Source organism: Nocardia yamanashiensis NBRC 100130 (genome assembly GCF_001613325.1).
GTDB classification, from domain to species: domain Bacteria; phylum Actinomycetota; class Actinomycetes; order Mycobacteriales; family Mycobacteriaceae; genus Nocardia; species Nocardia yamanashiensis.
This window is the reverse complement of sequence record NZ_BDCD01000013.1, coordinates 148,926-168,900: the sequence shown is the minus strand read 5'-3', so window position 1 is coordinate 168,900 and position 19,975 is coordinate 148,926. Positions and strand designations below refer to the sequence as shown.

The window sequence follows — 19,975 nt, the reverse complement described above, 5'->3', positions numbered from 1 at the left end:
ACAGAGCAGGAGAACCGGTGGACACACTTCTGGTGGTCGGTGCGGGGCCGAAAGCCCTGGCGGTAGCGGCCAAATCGCATGTGCTGCGCCAACTCGGCCTCCCCGCCCCGCGGGTGATCGTGGTGGAACCCCATGCGGTGGGCGGCAACTGGCTCCCCAGCGGCGGCTGGACCGACGGCCAGCACCGCCTGGGCACCAGCCCGGAGAAGGACGTCGGCTTCCCGTACCACTCCACCTGGGCCCGCGGCCACAACCGCGCCATCGACGAAGCCATGCGCGGCTTCTCCTGGACCGCCTTCCTGGTCGAGCACGGCACCTACGCCGAATGGATCGACCGCGGCCGCCCCAGCCCGCAGCATCACGTCTGGGCCAAATACCTGCAGTGGGTCGCCCGCAAGACCGATATGGAACTGGTCCCCGGCGCCGTGCGCGGCATCTCCGCCGCCGCCGACGGCTGGCTGGTCACGGTGGCCGACGCCGACGGCGCGACCAGCGAAATCGACTGCGACGCCGTCATGATCACCGGCCCCGGCCGCAGCGACCGCGCCCTCACCGCGCATCCCGCCGTCCTCAGCATCGCCGAATTCTGGGATCTCGCGGGCCGCCGCAAACTCCCCGCGGCCTCCCGCGCCGCGGTCATCGGCGGCGGCGAGACCGCCGGTTCCGCCCTGGACGAGCTGGTCCGCCACGAAATGCTCACCATCTCGGTGATCTCCCCGAAGGCCACCCTCTACACCCGCGGCGAGAGCTTCTTCGAGAACTCCCTCTACAGCGACCCCACCAAGTGGTCCACGCTCGGCATGGACGAGCGCCGCGATGTCATCCGCCGCACCGACCGCGGCGTCTTCTCGGTCCGCGTGCAGGAAAGCCTGCTGGGCGACAACCGGGTTCACCATCTGCAGGGCCGCGTCGTGAACGTCGCCGACCAGGACGGCGACCGCGTCGCCCTCACCCTGCGCAACGAGATGCGCCCCGATCAGATCCACACCTTCGACCTGGTCGTCGATGCCACCGGCGGCCAGCCGCTGTGGTTCCTGGACCTGTTCGATTCCGCCGCCACCGATCTGCTGGAGCTCGCGGTCGGCGGCCCGCTGTCGCAGTCCCGCATCGAGAACGCCATCGGCTACGACCTGGCCGTCTCGGGCCTGGACGCCAAGCTGTATCTCCCGAACATGGCCGCCCTCGCGCAGGGTCCGGGTTTCCCGAATCTCAGCTGCCTGGGCGAACTCTCGGACCGCGTGCTGCGGTCCGAGCTGTCGCAGCGGAGGGGAGGTGCGCGGGAGCGAGTGGCCGCCGCGCGCTGACCTGTTAGCGGAGCACCGGCATATCGGACGGATCGCGGGGCAGCGTGTACAGCGAGATCCTGCGGTCCGGCCGAATGTCGAAGTCGCCCAGATGGAACCAGCCGTTCTTCTCCAGCGCCTTACGCATCGGAGTGTTGCGGTGATCGGGTTCGCACATCATCCGGCGGCATTCCACCTCGGTGGCGAACACCCGCTCGCCCAGCTCCCGGATCCAGCCCGAGATGATGCCCTTACCCAGCAATTCGGTTTCGGCGGTGGCGATATGGAATCCCATATCCCGCGCATCGGCGTGATAGAGCCGCGCGATCTCGTCCTTGGCAGGCCGGTACAGCTCGATGTAAGCGACATCACGCCGGCCCAGATCCGCCCGGTCCACGGCTTCGAAGTCGTAGCCGAGAACACAAGGCCGCGAGAAGGTTCCGGCCAGCTGGGTGGCGCAATCGAGCCGCCGCCGGTCCGCATCCCAGGTCTGCTCCCAGGTTTCCACCAGGTGCGGCCGGTGCATCCACTCGGTAATCGTCTCGGGGTCCGCGGATTCCGCGTCTACCAGGCGCAAGGTGAACGGCGCGGTGAACTCGGGCACTACCGGCCCGGGGGCGGTCCGGACCTCCTCGGGCAGGTCGGTCAGTTCGCGCGCGAGGACGTAGGGCGTCCGGTTCATCGGTGCGGGCTCCGTTCGGTTGTCAGCTTGATCAGCCAGCTTGGTAAGGCTAGCCTATACTAAGTTCGGGATAATACGGTCTCCTGGACTGCTCAGGGGGACAAGGTGAATCAACCGGCGCCAAGTGCCGTCGGCAGCGTGTAGGAGAGATACGAGAAATGCCACGGGAACTCGGATGGATCAGGCAATTTCAAACTCCGGTTTCCGCGGAAAATCCGCCGTTGCTGATCTTCCCGCACGCCGGTTCGGGCGCTTCCGCCTACCGGGTCTTCGCCAAAACCCTCGCCGCTGAATTCGACGCCGTGGTGTTCCAATACCCGGGCCGTCAGGATCGCGCCAAGGAACCCGCCGCCGAAACCCTGCCGGAAATCGCGGCCGGCGCTTTCGAAGCGTTCCGGAACTCCGCGCACGATACCGGCGCTCCGCTCACCATTTTCGGGCACAGCATGGGCGCGATCGTCGCCTTCGAATTCACCCGCCTGGCCGAAGCCGCGGGAATGACGGTGCGCCTGCTGGCCGCCTCTTCGGCCGCCGCCCCGGTCCGCATCGCCGACCTGCCCGGCCATCCCACCGAGGACGAGCAGCTGCTCGATCACATGAGCGCGCTCAACGGCACCGGCGCCGACGTCCTGGCCAGCCGCGATGTGCTGCGCATGGCGCTGCCGGTCATGAAGGCCGACTACCGCGCCTTCGACGCCTATTCCTGCGCCGCCGAAATCGCCGTGGCCGCCCCGATTCTGGTGCTCGGCGGTGACGAGGACGAATTCGTCGCGCCGAAGGATCTGTACGCCTGGGACGCGCACACGAGTGGCGGCAGCACCGTCACCTTGTTCGCGGGCGGGCATTTCTATCTCAACGATCATGTCGCCGGAATCGCCGAACTGCTGGTCGCGGAGAAGAGCGTGGCGGCGTGAATATCGACGACCCCATCGTGATCGTCGGGATGGGCGTCGAAGCCCCCGGCGGTATCGACTCCCTGCCGGAATTCTGGGCCGCACTGGCCGAATCCCGGGAATTGATCGGGCCTTTCCCGCGTGACCGGGAATGGCCGCTGGCCGAATTGTTCTCGCTCGGTGAGCGGGAAGGCTGGGCCCCGGTGCGCGATCGCGGCGGATTCCTTTCCAGCGCCACCGAATTCGATCCGCTGTTCTTCGGCATCACTCCGCGCGAAGCCGTGGCCATGGATCCGCAGCAGCGGGTGGGCATGCGGGTGGCGTGGCGGGCCCTCGAGCACGCGGGCCTGAATCCCGGCGCCCTCGAAGGCGATACCGCGGGCGTGTGGATGGGCGTCTCGCTGATGGAGTACGGCCCGCGCGCCGCCGAGGTCAACGAGTTCAACGGCTACCGGGCCACCGGTTCCGCGCTGGGCGCGGTCGCCGGTCGCATCTCGCACGGCCTCGGCCTCACCGGCCCGTCGGTCAGCGTCGATACCGCGTGCGCGTCCTCGCTGACCGCCCTGCACCAGGCCGCCGCCGCCATCCGGGCGGGCGAGTGCGACTGGGCGCTGGCGGGCGGCGTCTGCGTGATGGGTTCGCCCGGCGCGTTCTACGAGTTCTCCAAGAACAATGCCCTCGCCACCGACGGGCACTGCCGCTCCTACGCCGCCGACGCCACCGGCACCCTCTGGGGTGAGGGCGCGGGAGTCGTCGTGCTGGAACGGGAATCGCGCGCTCGTGAACTCGGGCACCGCGTCTACGGCCGCCTGCTGGGCTCGCGCGTGAACCACAACGGCAAGGGCGCGCCGCTGGCCGTGCCGAGCGCCGCCGCGCAGGAGCGCCTGATCCGCGCCACCCTGGCCGCCGCCGATCTGGACGCCGAACTGGTGGGCCTGATCGAAGGTCACGGCACCGGCACCGCGGTCGGCGATCCGCTCGAATTGAGCGCGCTGGCAGCCACTTACGGCGCCGCCCGCGAACACGGCCCGCGCCTGGGCTCGGTGAAGTCCAATGCCGGGCACGCCCAGGCCGCCGCCGGCATGCTCGGCCTGATCAAGACCCTGCTGTGCGGTGCGCACGGCCAGATCGCGCCGAGCCTGCACGCCGGCGGCCCGACCACCGAATTCGACTGGGCCGCAACCAGTATGCGCCTGGCCACCGAACTCGAACCCTGGCAGCCGATCGACGGGGTGCGCTATGCCGCCGTCTCCTCGTTCGGGGTCGCGGGCACCAATGCCCACGCCCTCATCGCCATGCCGGTCCTTCAGGAGAGCGATGTCTAGCCACCGCCTGCCCGACGGCAGCATTCCCGTCCCGCTGTCCTCCGATACCGCCGAGGGCCTGCGTGCCGAAGCGGCCGCCGTGCTCGGCTACCTGGAGGCGCATCCGGCGGTCACCCCGGAACGGGTGTCGGACATGCTGTTCCGCACCCGCACGCCCCGCCGCCATCGCGCGCTGGCCACCGTCACCACCCGTGACGAACTGGTGGGCGGTCTGCGCGCCGTCGCCGCCGGGGACTCCCATCCGGCCGTGGTGGTCGGCGACGGCCCGGCCACCGCGCGCCGCGTCGGTTTCGTCTTCCCCGGTCAGGGCAGTCAGCGTCCCGGCATGGGCAAGCTGTACTACGAACTGTCGACCGCCTACCGCGACACCGTGGACGCCTGCTCGGCCATTCACGCCGAACGTTTCGGTCACACCCAGCCGTTGCACTACCTGCGCGGCGACGAAGGCCAATACGAGGACACGGTCTGGGAAGTCCAGCCCGCCTTGATGTTCCACATGACCGGCCTGGCCGCCATGTGGCGCGCCGCGGGTGTGAACCCCGCCGCCACCATCGGCCACAGCCAGGGCGAATTGGCGGCCGGTGCGGTCTCGGGCGTCATGTCCCTGCACGATGCCGTCCTGGTGGTCACCCATCGCGCCAACCTGGTGCAGCGCATCTCCCCGCGCGGCTACTCCATGGCGGTGCTGGCCATGAACCGCGAGGACTGCGAAATGCTGCTGGCCCGCCACTCCGGCTGGGCCGAGCTGTCGGTGGTGAACGCCCCGCACATCATGGCGATCTCCGGTGACCGCCAGACCATCAAGGACATGGTCGAGATGGCCACCGCGCGTGGCCAGTTCGCCCGCGAGATCGGCGTCTCCTACCCCGCCCACACCTCTATCGTGGCCGAGGTGCGCGCCGACTTCGAAGGCTTCCTCGGCGGCGAAATGGACACCGAGACCTTCACCGAAACCGAAATCCCCAGCTACGGGGCGACGCTCGGTGCCGCCATCACCCCCGACCTGGCCCAGGAACAGTACTGGTACTGGAACCTGCGCAACCGGGTCCGCTTCGACCGCGCCATCGTCGCCGCCGCGACCGACGGCATCGACACCCTGATCGAGGTCGTCGAACACCCCGTCCTGCAGCTGGCCATCCAGGAAAACCTCACCCTCGTCCCGCGCGACCCGGCCCGCGGCAATCGCGATTTCAAGGTCCTCGGCACCTCCCTCCGCACCGCCGACTCCCTCCGCGATTTCACCCGCAACCTGGCCACCGTCGCCGTCCACGACCTCGGCTACGACTGGTCGGCCCTGCGCACCGAATCCGCGCCTTCGCTCCCGTTGCGAGATTTCCCGCACACCATCCAGCACAACAAGAAACTCTGGGCCCCAGCGGGTTACGCGCCCGCCGCCATCACCGCCCCGCTGCCGCCGGTCCCGGCTCCGCAGCGTCTGATCGAAGCCTGGGTCCCCTGGGAGCGCCGCGCCATGACGCCCCCGCGCACCCTCGCCTTCATCGACCCCACGGGCCGCAGCACCGACCTCGTCGCCGCTTTGGTCAAGGCGGCCGACCGCCACGGCGCGACCGCACTGCTGCTCGACGCGGCGGTTGCCGACAGCGATGCCGCGCAGCGTGACCCGGTTGCGGTTCCGGTGGCCGGAGCGAACGGGGTCGCGGCGCCCGGCGGTGTCGATGCGGTGGCGTTGGCCGCCGCGCCCGGGTCGGGTGCTGCGAGCAGTGGCTTCGATACGGCTGTCATCGTGTGGCCCGCGCTGCCGGATGCCGATGGTGAGGGCACCATCGACGAGCTGGTGGAGTTCTTCGCGGCCAGGCAGTGGCTGCCCGCGCTGGCCGGTTTGCGGCCGGGCGGTGAGTGCTGGCTGGTGACGACCGGCGGCGAGTCCGTGGTGCCGGGTGATGCTGTGCCGCAGCTGTTCCACAGCGCGGTGGCCGCCGGGTTCCGGAGTATCGGGATCGAGCACCCCGGGCTGGCGCTGCGGCATCTGGATCTGCCCGCCGGGGCGGGGGCGGAGCAAGCCGTGCGGATCATCGGCGCGCTGCACACCGCCGGGGAGCCGGAAGTCGCGTTGCGCGACGGCAAGGTGTTCGTGAAGCGGTTGCACGCGGACGAGTCGGAGCCGGGTGCGGCGGCCGATCTCGATCACGTGCTGATCATCGGCGGAACCGGGCAGCTGGGACTGTTGTTCTGTGATCACTTCGCGCGCTCCGGCGCGGGGCGGGTCACGCTGCTCAGCCGGTCAGGTGAAACTGCTTCCACCGCAGCCGAATTGGCTCGCTTGCGTGGGCTCGGCGCGACCGAGATCGCCGTGGTCGCCTGTGACGCCACCGATCCGGAAGCGGTCGGGCAGTTCGCGGCCGCGCAGGTCGGACGGCCGGTCAGCATGATCATCCACGCGGCGGTCAACTACGTGGACGCCGAACTGACCGACATCACCGAGGACATGGTGCGCACCGCCGCCGCGTCGAAGGTGGTCGGCCTGGAGACGGTCCTGTCGGCCGTCCCGCGCACCGCGAATGCCCGTGTGCTGCTGTGTTCTTCGATGGCGGCGACGCTCGGCGGTCGCGGCCAGATCCTGTACGCGGTCACCAACCGCATGCTCGACACTGTCGCCCGCCGCCTGCGCGCCGATGGCCTGGACTGCACCTCCCTCGAATGGGGGCTGTGGAGCGTGGCCGGACCCCTGGACGACGCCGGTATGGCGCGCGTCGAGGGCGCGGGCGTCTACCCGATGCGCCCGGAAGCGGCCATCGCCGCCGGATTCAGCGGCCAGCCGACCGACGCGGTGATCATCTCCGCCGATTGGCCTTTCCTGCGCGACATCCTGGGCACCTTCGGCCTGGATGCCGTCTTGCGCGAGGTCCCGGAACCTGTCGTCCCGGTCACCGTAGTGGAAACCCCCACGGCCGCACCGGAACCCGAGCCGGTCGCCGTCGCACCGCAGCCGGTCGCCGCCGCGGCCCCGCCGGCCGCCGCCGACGTCTCCCTGCCCGATCAATTGCTGATCGAGCTGGGCCGCGTCATGGGCGTGGACGGCACCGACGCACTCGACCGCTCCACCCCGCTGGTCGCCCTCGGCCTGGATTCCCTCCAGGCCCTGGACTTCCGCAAGCGAGTGCGGTCCGCGCTGGACCGGGATCTCCCGGTGGCGGCGATTCTGGGCGGCGCGACCTTCGACGATGTCGTGTTGCTCATGGCTGAGAACACCAACTAGGGCTAGGGGCCAGATTCCATGTCAGACACCGAAGCCACCGTGCTCGACACCACTTCCACCTCCGCCGTTGCCGAGGCGACCTCGGACGCCGCAGGTACGGCTTCGGCCGCGCAAGCGCCGACGTCCGGCACAACGACCGCTGTGGCGGGCGCTTCGTCCGCCGGCGCGGCGGGTGGTTCCCTCGCCGACCGGCGTCGTGAGCTGCTGCGCCGCCGGCTCGCTGAAAGCGGACTGGAGACAGCGGCTGCGGCCGTGCCGGTGCGCCGCACCACGGCGGGGGAGCGCCGCCCGCTCTCGGCCGGGCAGCGCCGGATGTGGTTCCTGCAGACCCGCGATCCGGAAGACACCACGCTGAACATCTGTGTGGCGTACCGGCTTTCGGGTCAGTTGGACGAGCAGCGCCTACGCGATGCGGTGGCCTCGGTGTTCTCCCGGCACGACATTCTGCGCACCACCTACGGCGTGGACGAGCAGGGCGAACCGTTCCAGGTGTTCGCCGACGACATCACGGTGCCGTGGCAGTTCCACGATCTGACCGACCTGCCCGAGGCGAGCCGTGGCGTGCGCGTGGAGGTGCTGGCCCGCCGCGAGTTCGGGCGCTCCTTCGATCTCGCCGCCGACCTGCCGCTGCGGATCACCCTGGCGCGCACCGCCGCCGACGAGCACGTGCTGCTGCTCGCCGTGCACCACATCTGCTGGGACGACGACGCCTGGGGCGTGTTCTTCACCGAACTCAACGCCGCCTACAACGGCGCCGAAAAGCCGCTGCCGCCCGCGCAGTTCGTGGACGTCGAGGTCCTCGACGCCCCCGCCGACGATGATCAGGCGGACATCGACTACTGGCGCGCCAACCTGCGCCCGCTGCCCGAACCCCTGGAGCTACCCGGCGCGGCCGCCACCGTCACCTCCAAGCAGGCCGACCGCCGCACCGTCGCCCTCCCTGCCGACCTGCTCGCCCGCGTCGACGTCTTCGCCCGCGAGCACGCCGCCTCCCCGTTCATGGTGCTGCTGGCCGGATTCGCCGCCCTGATCGAGCGCTACACCGCCGCAGGCGATTTCCTCGTCTCCATCCCGGTGACCAACCGCCGCTCGGCCGCCGCCGAACAGCTCATCGGCTACTTCGGCAACACCCTGCTGCTGCGCGAAACCCTGCGGGACGGCGAAACCTTCACGGGCTTGGTCGAATCCACCAAGCGGACCTGCCTCGACGGTTTCGCACACCAGGCCGTCGGCATCGATCGCGTGGTGCGCGAAGCCAATCCGGAGCGCGTGGCGGGCCGCGACGGCATGGATCAGCTGGTCCGCCTGGGCTTCAGCGTCCGCAAGAGCGCCGACGGTTTCGCCCTGAACGGCATCGCCTCCACTCAGCTGGACGAACTCGGCGCGCCCACCGCCCAGGTCCCCCTCGCCCTGGCCGTGGTCACCGAGTCCGCGCACGGCGCGCTGCTGGAAGCCGAATACCAGGTCGACGCCCTGGCCGGCCCGCTGGTGGATCGCCTGCTCGCGCACTACATCCGGCTGCTGGACAGCGCCCTGACCGCACCGGCCGCCCGCATCGCCGACCTGGACATGCTCGGCGCGGACGACCGCGACGAGATCCTGGCCCAGTCGCGCGGCGCCCACGCCGAGATCGCCCCCACCACCATGGTCGAGCTGTTCGAACGCCAGGTGGAGGCGAATCCGGACGCGCTCGCCCTGGTCTCCGACACCGAAGAACTCACCTACGCCCAGTTCGACGATCGCGTGAACCGCCTGGCGCACTGGCTGATTCGCGAGGGCGTCGGCGCGGAGGACATCGTCGGCCTGCGTATGACGACCTCCATCGAATTCCTGGTGGCCGTCTACGCGGTGCTGAAGGCGGGCGCGGCCTACCTGCCGATCGACCCGGCCTACCCGGACGACCGCATCGACTACCTGATCGAGGACGCCCGCCCCCGCCTGGTGCTGGGCCGCGTCGAATTCGATGCCGCCGAATCCGCCGCCGCCGACCTGCCCGACACCGCGCCCGACGACACCGATCGCCGCCGCCCGCTGCGCCCGGACAATCTGGCCTACGTCATCTACACCTCGGGCTCCACCGGCAAGCCCAAGGGCGTCCCGGTCGCGCACGCCGCCATTGCCGAGCACGTGGTCAGCTTCACCGCCGAATGGGGCATGACCTCGGAAGACCGCCTGCTGCAATCGTCCTCGGTGAGCTTCGACGCCTCCCTGCTCGACATCTTCGTCACCCTGGCCCTGGGCGCGCGCCTGATCGTGCCCAAGCCGGAGGCGTTCCGCGATATCCGCTACGTCGCCGACCTCATCACCCGCCGGGGCGTGACGGTGCTGCACATGGTGCCGTCCATGCTGAGCACCTTCCTGCTGCTGCCCGAGGTGAGCGAATGGCGCGCCCTGACCCAGGTCCCGGTCGGCGGTGAAGCGCTGCCCGGCGAGGTGGCCGACAAGTTCGCCGGGGTCTTCGACGCCGAACTGCGCAACCATTACGGCCCCACCGAGGCGGTCGTCTGCGCCACCCACATGCCGGTGGAAGGCCCGCAGGGCAATGGCATCGTGCCGATCGGCATCCCCAACCAGAACGTGCACGCCTATGTGCTGGACCGGGCGCTGAACCTGGTGCCCGCCGGTGTGGTCGGCGAAATCTATTTGGGCGGTGCGCAATTGGCGCGCGGCTACCTGGGCCGCGCGGACCTGTCCGCCGGCCGTTTCGTGGCCGACCCGTTCACCCCCGGCGCGCGCCTGTACCGCACCGGAGATCTGGCCCGCCGCAACGAATTCGGCGAACTCGACTTCGTGGGCCGCGCCGACGAACAGGTCAAGGTGCGTGGCTTCCGCATCGAACTCGGCGAGGTCGAAGCCGCGCTGGCCTCGCATCCGTCGGTCGCGCACTGCGTGGTCGTGGTGGTCGAGGATCCGGCCGTCGGCCCGCAGCTGGCCGCCTACCTGGTTCCGGCCGCCGGTCAGCAGATCGACCTGGAGCAGGTTCGCGCGCACGCCGGCGGCGCGCTGCCGGAATACATGGTGCCCAGCGCTTTCGCCGTCATCGACGAGATCCCGCTGACCGTCAACGGCAAGCTGGACAAGCGCGCCCTGCCCGCCGCCACCCCGGCCGTGGAGCGCACCCATCGCGCGCCCGCCACCGCCACCGAACGCCGCCTGTGCGCCATCTTCGGCGCGCTGTTCGGCATCGGGAAGGTCGGCGCCGAGGACTCCTTCTTCGAGCTCGGCGGGCATTCGCTGCTGGCGGCCCGCCTGGTCGCGCAGATCCGCGCCGAATTCGGCCTGGAACTCGACGTCCGCGTCATCTTCGACGCCCCGACCGCGGCCGGACTGGCCGAGATCCTGGTGGAGCGTTTCCGCACCGAGTTCGAGATCGACCTGGACGCCATGAACGACGATTTCGACGACGACGCCGAAATCGACCTGGTAGCAGGCGATTCCGTCACCAGCTCGGCTCCCGGCCGTCCGCAGCTGTCGGAAAAGGCCCGCCCCGAATACCTTCCGCTGTCCTACTCGCAGCTGGCCATGTGGTTCCAGTACCGCATGGAAGGCGCGAGCGCGGTCGGCAACCTGCCGTTCGCGGTGCGTCTGGACGGTGCCGTGGACACCGATGCGCTGACCGCCGCCCTGGGCGACGTGGTGGCCCGGCACGAGGCCCTGCGTACCACCTTCGTCGAACGTGAAGGCGTGCCGTACCAGGTGGTTCAGACCGCCGTGGACATCCCGTTCGAGATCGCCGAGATTCCGGCGGACGGCCTGGACGCCGCCCTGGCCGATATCGCCGGCTACCACTTCACCGTCGAATCCGAACCGCTGCTGCGCGCCCGCCTGCTGGTGCTCGGCGACGACGAACGGGTGCTGTCGCTGCTGGTGCACCACATCGTGGCCGACCACGCCTCGCTGGGCATCCTCCTGGAAGACCTGGTCACCGCCTACCGCGCCCGGGTCTCCGGACAGGCCGCGCAGTGGACGCCGCTGACCGTGCAGTACCCGGACTATGTGCTCTGGCAGCACGAAGCCTTCGACACCGGCGCGAACGGCAAGCCCAGCGAATACGGTCAGGCCGAACTCGACTTCTGGCGCACCAAGCTGGCCGGGCTGCCCGACGAGATCAATGTCGCGCACGACCGCCCGCGCCCGGGCGTGCTCGGCAAACGCGGTGAGGTGGCGTCGTTCTCGCTGTCCGCCGATCGCCGTGCCGGGCTGACCGCGCTCGCCGAGCACAGCGGCGCAACGGAATTCATGCTGTACGAGGCCATCGTCGCCACCCTGCTGCACAAGCTCGGCGGCGGTGACGACATCGCGCTCGGCACCCCGGTGGCCGCCCGCACCGAAGCCGCGGTGACCCCGCTCATCGGCTTGTTCGCGAATATGGCGGTGCTGCGCAACGACCTGTCCGGCAATCCGACCCTGCGCGAAACCGTCCGGCGCGGCCGCGATGTCGTGCTCGATGCGCACGCCCATCAGGAGCTGCCCATCGAACGCCTGGTGGAGGCGCTCAACCCGGCTCGTTCGCGGTCGCGCAATCCGCTGTTCCAGTCCATGCTGCACTTCCGCGGCGCGGACTGGGCCCCGGCCGCGCTGAGCCTGGGCGGCGACGCCACCGCCACCGTGCTGCCCGTCGAATTCGACGTGTCGTTCCTGGATCTGAACCTGAGCCTGAACGTCACCGCCGACGGTGGCCTGGACGTGCGCGTGGTCGCCAATGCCGATCTGTACGAGGCGAATACGGTCCGCGCCATCGCCGACGCGCTGGCTGCCACCCTCGATGCCTACGCCACCGCGCCCGACACCACGGTCGCCGACCTGACGGTGCTGCCCGCCGCCGAACTCGAACGCCTGCTCGCGGTTCCGGTCGCCGACGCGGCCGCGAATATCGGTGCGGCCGAAGCGAACCCGGAGACAGTCGCCACGCTCATCGCGATCCTCGAGGAACTCCTCGAAATCGATGACGTGGACGCCGAGGACAATTTCTTCGCCCTGGGCGGTGACAGCGTCATCTCCATCCAATGGTCGGCCCGCGCCACCGCGCTCGGCTTGAACGTCACCCCGCAGATGGTGTTCGAGCACATGACCATCACCGAACTCGCCGCCGCCGCGGACGCCGCCGGACCGGTGGCCGCCCAGGCGGATTCGGCCCCGCAGGAGGAATCCGCCCCCATGAGCGCATCCGGTCTGGACGACGCGGCCCTGGCCGCCCTCACCGCATCCTGGGCAGCCCAGTGACCGCGGCCGCGCCCCAGATCGAGGACGTCCTCGCGCTCAGCCCGCTGCAGGAGGGGCTGTTCTCGCTGTCCCGCCTGACCGGCGACGGAATCGACCTGTACACCATGCAATTCGTGGTGGACATCGACGGCCCGGTGAACCTGGACCTGCTGCGCCGCAGCGCCCAGGCCATGCTGGACCGGCACCCGAACCTGAAGGCCGCCTTCTGGGACAAGGACGTGCCGCGTCCCGTGCAGATCGTGCCCAAACAGGCCGAACTGCCGTGGACCGAAAAAGACGCCACCCCAGCCGAATTCGACGCAATCGCCGAATCGGAACGGCGGCGTCCCTTCGATCTCGGCCGCGGCCCGGCCCTGCGCATCCTCATCCTGCACGTCCCCGGCTCCGACACCCGCCGCCTTATCCTCACCGCCCACCACATCCTCATGGACGGCTGGGCGGTCGCGGTGTTCTTCACTGAACTCCTCGCCGTCTACCAGGCCGGCGGCTCCACCACGATCCTCCCGCCGGTCCGCAAGTACCGCGAATACATCGCGTGGCTGGCGGGCCAGGATCGTGCTGCGGCCCTGACCAAGTGGGCCGCCTACCTCGGCGATTTGACCGGCCCGATGGTGCTCGCCGACGGCGCGGCCCTCCGTCCCGGCGCGGTCCCGGAGAAGACGAAACTGGTCCTCCCCGCTGCCGAAACCGAACGCCTCCAGCAGTGGTCGCGCGCCAACGGCCTCACCCTCAATACCGCGGTCCAATTCGCCTGGACCGTCGTCCTCGGCCGCCTCACCGACCGCCGCGACGTCGTCTACGGAACCACCGTCTCCGGCCGCCCCGAAGGACTCCCCGGCGTCGAAGGCATGGTCGGCCTCTTCATCAACACCGTCCCCGTCACCCACCACCTCGAACGTGGCGTGAGCATCGTCGACCAGTGCGCCCGCCTGCAACGCGAGTGCGCCGCCATGCGCGACATCGGCTACCTCAGCCTCTCCGAAGTCCAGCGCGCCACCGGCCACGGCAGCCTCTTCGACACCCTCTTCGTCTTCGAGAACGCCCCCATCGACGACGCGATTCAAGAGGTGACCGCCCCCGACGGCGCCCGCTTCCGTCCGATCGAGATGGAATCCCTCGCCCACTACCCCCTCACCGTCGTCTCCCACCTCAGCGACGGCGACCTGATCGTCCTCGTAGAAGCGATTCCCGAAGCGCTGCCGTACATCTCGGCCTCCGCTTTGGCCGAACGCCTGGTAGAGGTCCTGCGCCGCCTCCCCGACGCCGGCGCTGCCACCCCGGACCAGTTGGACGTGCTCACCGCGGCGGAGCGGGCGGAGCTGGACGCCGCCGTCGATCATGCGTCTGCGGACCAACCCGCCGCCGATGCACTCGACATCGCCTCGGCGGTCACGCCGGAGACCACTGTCGCAGGTACGCGTGAGCCCCTGGCACCCGTCGCCGGGGCGGCCGTTCCGGGTCGTGCCGAGAGAACCGGTGTCGAGCCGGGCACTCGGTTCGAAGCGGCCGAACGTTCGGTGTGGGTGACCTTCGAGCGGCAGGCGGCCGCCACGCCGGATGCGGTGGCGCTCCAGACCAGCGCGGGCGAGCGATACACCTACGCCGAACTGCGCGACGCCGCCGCCCGCCTCGCGGGCGAGCTGGCCTCGCACGGCGTCGGACCGGAAACCGTGGTGGCGCTGGTGATGCCGCGCTCCACGCAGTCGATCATCGGCCTGCTGGCCGCGTTCGCGGCAGGGGCCGCCTACGTCCCGGTGGATACCACCCTGCCGGTGGCGCGCATCGAATCGATTCTGCGCCAGGCGCGGCCGACGCTGCTCCTCACGGTCACCGAATCCCGCGAGCTCGTCGCCGGTGAGTCGACTGCCGCTTTGGTGCTCGACGATCCCGCTGTCGCAGCACGCGTTTCGCGGCGGCCCGCCATCGCGCCCGAGGTGGTCCGGCACCCGGACCAGTGCGCTTATCTGATCTTCACCTCCGGTTCCACCGGTGAACCGAAGGGCGTCGCGGGCACGAATGCCGCGGTACTCGCCTACTTCGCGGACCACCGCGACCGCGTATATCGCCCCGCCATGGAGCGACTGGGCCGTCCGCTGCGCATCGCGCACGCCTGGTCGCTGAGCTTCGACGCTTCCTGGCAGCCCATGGTCGGTTTCCTGGCCGGGCAGACGCTGCATCTGTTCGATGCCGAGGAGATGCGAGACGCGAACCGCCTGGTGGCGGGGATGACCGGCCACGGCATCGACATGATCGACACCACGCCTTCGATGTTCGCGCAGCTCAATGCCGCCGGACTGGTGGACGGTGAGCTGCCGGTGCTGGCGCTGGGTGGCGAGGCCATCGACGCCGCGCTGTGGGCGCGGCTGCGGGCTTTGTCCACAAAGGGTTCCGGGACGGCTGTGTATAACTGCTACGGCCCTACCGAGACCACCGTGGAAGCGGTCGTCGCGCCGGTCGGTGCGTTCGACACCCCGACCATCGGCACCCCGAATGCCGGAATGTCCGGCTACATCCTGGATTCCATGCTGCGACCCGTTCCGCACGGCGTGGTCGGTGAGCTGTACCTGTCCGGACCGCAGCTGGCGCGCGGCTATATCGGCCGTCCCGCAACGACTTCCGATCGTTTCGTCGCCGACCCGTTCCGTCCCGGCCGCCGCATGTACCGCACCGGCGACCTGGTGCGCCGCCTGCCGCATCGCGGCATCGGTTATCTGGGCCGCGCCGACGCGCAGGTCAAGGTGCGCGGCTACCGCATCGAGATCGGCGAGATCGAAACCGCGCTGCGGCGCTTGCCGGGCGTGGACACCGCCGCCGTCACCGTGGTGCGCCGCGCGGGCGGCGCGAGCCTGGTCGGCTTCCTGGTGGGGGAGACCGGTCGCACGCTCGACCCGGCCCGCCTGCGCCTGGCCCTCGCGGATCGCTTGCCCTCCTACATGATCCCCGCCCGCCTGCTGGTCCGCCCGCAACTGCCGGTGAACTCCAATGGCAAACTCGACGGCCACGAACTGCTCCGCCAGGCCGAAGAAGCCTTGGCGGGCAGCGGTTCCGGCACCGCCCCGAGCACCGCGACGGAGAAGGAACTCGGCGCGGTCCTGGCCGAACTCTTCGACGGCCGCACCCCCGGCCTCGACGACGACTTCTTCGCCCTGGGCGTGGACAGCATCGTGGCGATCTCGCTGGTCAACAAGGCCCGTCGCCGCGGCCTCGCGCTCACCCCGCGCATGGTGCTGTCGGCTCCGACCATCCGGGAACTGGCCGCCGCCCTGGACGCAGCCCCCGCCGCCGCCCAGTCCGACGATGCCGCCTACGGCGAGATCCTGCCGCTCCCGGTGGTGTCGTGGATGTACGAGTACGGCAGCTACCGCCGCTTCACCCAGACCGCCCTGCTGCGCCTCCCGTCGGGAATGCAACTCCCGCAGCTGGAATCGGCCCTGCAATCGATCCTCGACGGCTACGCCACCCTGCGTTCCCGGCTCATCGACACCGCCGATGGCCCCCGCCTGGTGGCCGAGCCCGCCGGTGCCGTGCGCGCCGCCGACTTGATCACCACGATCGCCGCCGACGGCGACCTGGATGCCGTTGTGCACCGGGCCGCCCGCACCGCCAATGACGAAATCGACCCGCGCACCGGCGAGATGGTGCGTGCCGTGCTCTTCACCGGAACCGGCACCGGCACCGGCGTGGGCGTGGGCGTGGGCGAGGACGCGGGCACTAACGCGGGCGCGGGCACTGGCGCGCGCGTGGGCACTGGCGCGCGGGTGGGCACGGACGCGGGCGCGGGCGAGATCCTGCTCCTCACCATCCATCACCTGGCCGTGGATGTCGTCTCCTGGCACCTGCTGCTGTCCGCTTTCGCCGAGGCGTGGACCCGAATCGCTTCCGGCGCAGAGCCTTCCGCACTCCCGGAAGCCACCTCCTACCGCGAATGGTCCCGCCGCATCTGGGACCGCGCCGCCGAACCGGAAGTACTCGCCCAGCGCGACTACTGGACCGCCCAGCTCGCCACCCCGGACCCCGCTGTCGGGCAACGCATTCCGGACCCGCGCACCGACACCTGGTCCTCACTCCGCGTGTCCACGGCCGTCACCCCGGCCGACGTCACCGCCCGCATGCTCGCCGCCCTCACCCGCGAGGAAGGCGTCCGCGAATTCCTGCTCACGGCCTTGACCATGACCGTCGCGGCCTGGCGCAAGGAACGCGACCAGGACCCGGCCGCCGGCGCTCTCATCGCCCTGGAGGGCCACGGCCGCGCCGACGACCTGCTGTCCACCGACACCACCAATACCCTCGGCTGGTTCACCAGCGTCTTCCCGGTCCGTCTGGGAGCGGGTGACAATGCGGTGGATATCGAAGCGGCGCAAGCTAACCCCGCCGCGGCCCGAGCTCTCCTGGAATCGGTCACCACCCACGTGTCCGCCATTCCCAACCAGGGCCTGGACTACGGTCTGCTCCGCTACATCACCCGTACGCCCGACCTGGTCACGGCCCCGGAACCCCAGATCGAGTTCAACTATCTGGGCCGAGTCGACCTGAGCGGCCAGACCCCCGACTCGGTCTCCCTGCTGACGGGCCCGTTGAACGACGCTCTGCCCCTGGACCCCGAACCGGACCTGCCCCTGCGCTACGCCCTCGACGTCATCGCGGGCATCGGCACCACCCCGGACGGCCCCCAGCTGACCACCAATTGGCGCTGGAGCACCGCCCTGTTCACCGAGTCCGAGGCCACCCGCCTGACCGAACTCTGGCAGCAAGCGGTAGCCACCCTGGCCGCCGCTCTCTAGCGGCCGGGGCGGGAGCCCCCACCGAACGCATCAGGTCGGCGAGAACCTCTCGCCGACCTGATGTCGTTTCGTGCGCGGCGCTTCGGCCGCGGCGGTCACCGGCGAGCCGGCGTTCCGATGATCATGCTGCCCACATTGCATTCCTCGAGTTCGTCCACGCCGGTGGCCTCGGTGAAGGCAGCGGTGTCGCTGAAGCCCTGGGCTACCGCGCCCAGGCCCATGGCGGTGGCGGCGAGATAGACGGTCTGCATGAGGACGCCGACATGCTTGAGGATATTGGCGTAGGCGACCTGCTCGTAGCCCCACATCACGCGTCCGGCGCGGGCCGAGACCAGCAGCGCCAGTTGGGGTTCGGCGGCCTCGGCGAGCGTGGCCGACGTCGTCTTCAACAGGCGTTGCACGGCGGGGGAGTCCGCGGGAGCGACCGGGTACAGGGTGTGGTCGAACGAGTTGTAGTGGTACATACCGGGTTCCAGGCCGGCCACATGGCGAACCACCGGGTAAAGCTCGAGTTCGTGGACACTGCCGCCGGACGGGTAGGGGCGCGATGGCCGCTCCTGGCCGTCCGGGGTGGTCTCGACCGAACGGGTGCGGGCGGTGCGGTAGAGCAGTTCCGCCAGCTGGGCCAAGGTGATCGGGGCGGCATCGTCGAAGGCGCGGACCGATTTTCGATCCTCGAGCACCGTGGTGAAACTCGGATCGGCGATGCGCAGGCGCTCGAGGTCGGGGGTCGGCAGCGCGATGGGCGCGCCGTCGAATTCGGGGCGGCGGGCAGGCGGGGCGGGGAACGCGGCGGCTTCGGCCCACGCGGTCGGGCCGAAATGATCCCAGGTGACGACCCGCGGCCCCAGCGTGCTGCGCCGATGGAACCACAGATCGGGCGCGCTCCAGCTGCGGGTGGCGAAGGTCTGGGCCTCGGTGGCCGGATCGGCGGTGAACCCGCCCCAGCGCAGATCGCCGGCGAAGCGCGCCGAGACCGCTTCCGGCAGGCCGAGTTCGGTGGTTTTCGCGCCCGCGGCCAATGCCAGCAGGCGCGGATCGTGGATGCGCACATCGCACCAGGAGGTCGGGTGCTCGAGCACGATCCCGTCCGAATCCCGGTGGATCACCGCGAATTTCGACAGGGTCGCCCTGCCGTCGGCCTCGCGCACGGCGCCGCCGGGCGGCGCGGCGAACGGCTGCACCGTATACAGCTCGTTCTCGCCGTCGAGCACCGTCAACGCCAGCCACCCCTGCTCGGCCAATTGTTCGAGCAGGGCGGCGGTTTCGGCGGTCGGCCCCGCGTCACCGGTCAGTTCGGCGGCGGTCCCGGGCCCGCGGTTGAGCGACTTCAACGCCTGCCCCTGCGCCTTGCTCAACCCGGTGAGCTTCTGCTTGTGCGGCGGATTCAGCAGAATCGCGCCGCCGGGCACGGTGAGGCAGGTGACGCCCGTGCGCAGGGCATAGCGGGTGGTGAGTGTCGGCAACCGCGGATCCTTCGAATTACGTGGCGGGCGGGCTTATTTCGCGGCGTTGGCGAGCGCCGGTTCCAGCTTGTCCAGCAGGTAGGGCAGCGCCAGCGGGGTCGGCTGGTTGACGGCGCTGATCTCCTGCACGGTCAGGAACACGACGGCGTTCTTCTTCGTCGCGGGCAGATCGTTGTAACCCGGCAGCTGCCGGTACTTCTCGTCCTGGCCCGGCGAATAACCCGCCAGCAGCAGATCGGAATTCAGCTCGTCCAGCCGCTCCGGCGAGAGCGCCAGCCGCCCGCCATTGCCGCCCTGCTCCACCAGCTTCTGCGGAATCGTCATGCCCAGCTGGGTGAACAGCAGCGTGGACCCGTCCTTGGGATCGGTCAGCACCATCAGCTGCGACGGCCCGGCCAGCCAGCTGCTGACGAAGGTCTTGCCCTTCAGCCCCGGATTGCGTTGCGCGATACCGTCGATGCGCGCGTTCAGATCGCTGATCACCTGCTCGGCATCGGCGTCCTTGTGCAGGATCTTGCCCAGCGCCCGCACCTGATCCGGCCACGGCGTCACGGCTTCCTTGGTCAGCCCCGGCACGGTCGGCGCGACCTTGGACAGATCCTCGTAGGTCTTGGCGTCGGCGATGAACGGATCCACCAGGATCAGATCGGGATTCAGCGCCGCGATCTGCTCGGGCAGACTGCCGGTGGTCTGCAGCGCCTTCGACGATTCCAGCGACTTGGGCTCCCACGGCGGCGCGGTCTTGGAGAGCACGGCGATATTGTCGACGTAGCCGACCGGCGTCACGCCCAGCGCCTGCGCGGTGTCGAGCCACTGGTTGCCCAGCGTCACAATCCGTTTCGGGGTGCCGTTGACGGTGGTCGAACCCTTGGCGTGGGCGATGGTGACGGGCGCGCCGCTGTCGCCGGTCTCCTCGTCACCGCTGGACCCGCACGCGGTGAGGCCGAGCGTGAGCGTGGCCGCGAGCACCGCCACACCCGCGCGCCACGCGTGCGATCGCCGACCCGTCGTCGCGGCGCCGCCGCGGGCCTTCGGGAACTTCAGGCGCGCCGATTTCATCGTCGACTTCTCCTTATTTCTGCCGTCGCCCGGCGAAAACACCCGA

At 70.0% G+C, this 19,975-nt stretch carries 9 protein-coding genes; 6 read left to right on the top strand and 3 right to left on the bottom strand.

Annotated elements, in window-relative coordinates; genetic code table 11:
- Positions 1-17: 17 nt before the first annotated feature.
- Positions 18-1,304, top strand: a complete 1,287-nt coding sequence (locus NY1_RS13790; protein ID WP_067712104.1) for a SidA/IucD/PvdA family monooxygenase — start codon at positions 18-20, stop codon at positions 1,302-1,304.
- Positions 1,305-1,308: 4 nt separating this feature from the next.
- Here NY1_RS13790 and NY1_RS13785 read toward each other — a convergent pair whose 3' ends face one another.
- A complete protein-coding gene (locus NY1_RS13785; RefSeq protein ID WP_067712101.1) occupies positions 1,309-1,965 on the bottom strand; it encodes a GNAT family N-acetyltransferase in 657 nt (218 codons plus the stop codon).
- 158 nt (positions 1,966-2,123) lie between these two features.
- Between NY1_RS13785 and NY1_RS13780 the strand changes: the two genes are divergently transcribed.
- The 5 genes from NY1_RS13780 to NY1_RS13760 are packed head-to-tail and all read left to right on the top strand — an operon-like array spanning position 2,124 to position 17,404.
- A complete protein-coding gene (locus tag NY1_RS13780; RefSeq protein ID WP_067712098.1) occupies positions 2,124-2,879 on the top strand; it encodes a thioesterase II family protein in 756 nt (251 codons plus the stop codon).
- Positions 2,876-4,183 carry a beta-ketoacyl [acyl carrier protein] synthase domain-containing protein gene (locus NY1_RS13775; RefSeq protein ID WP_084534947.1) on the top strand — a complete coding sequence of 436 codons (1,308 nt, stop codon included), beginning with the start codon at positions 2,876-2,878 and terminating at the stop codon, positions 4,181-4,183. Before NY1_RS13780 ends, NY1_RS13775 begins: the two co-directional genes overlap by 4 nt.
- The gene (nbtC, locus tag NY1_RS13770) at positions 4,176-7,400 is read left to right on the top strand and encodes a nocobactin polyketide synthase NbtC (RefSeq protein WP_084534946.1); all 3,225 of its coding nucleotides are present in this window, start codon (positions 4,176-4,178) and stop codon (positions 7,398-7,400) included. Before NY1_RS13775 ends, nbtC begins: the two co-directional genes overlap by 8 nt.
- A gap of 18 nt (positions 7,401-7,418) precedes the next feature.
- Entirely contained in the window at positions 7,419-12,623 is a 5,205-nt protein-coding gene (locus NY1_RS13765; protein ID WP_084534945.1) for a non-ribosomal peptide synthetase, read from the top strand.
- Entirely contained in the window at positions 12,620-17,404 is a 4,785-nt protein-coding gene (locus tag NY1_RS13760) for a non-ribosomal peptide synthetase (RefSeq protein WP_067712095.1), read from the top strand. Before NY1_RS13765 ends, NY1_RS13760 begins: the two co-directional genes overlap by 4 nt.
- 95 nt (positions 17,405-17,499) lie before the next feature.
- Here the strand turns inward: NY1_RS13760 and NY1_RS13755 are convergent, their stop codons facing one another.
- Both NY1_RS13755 and NY1_RS13750 read right to left on the bottom strand, forming a co-directional pair.
- Complete coding sequence (locus tag NY1_RS13755) at positions 17,500-18,870, bottom strand: SagB family peptide dehydrogenase (RefSeq protein ID WP_067712092.1); 1,371 nt, start codon at positions 18,868-18,870, stop codon at positions 17,500-17,502.
- A gap of 33 nt (positions 18,871-18,903) precedes the next feature.
- Entirely contained in the window at positions 18,904-19,929 is a 1,026-nt protein-coding gene (locus NY1_RS13750) for an ABC transporter substrate-binding protein (RefSeq protein WP_084534944.1), read from the bottom strand.
- Positions 19,930-19,975 lie beyond the last annotated feature (46 nt).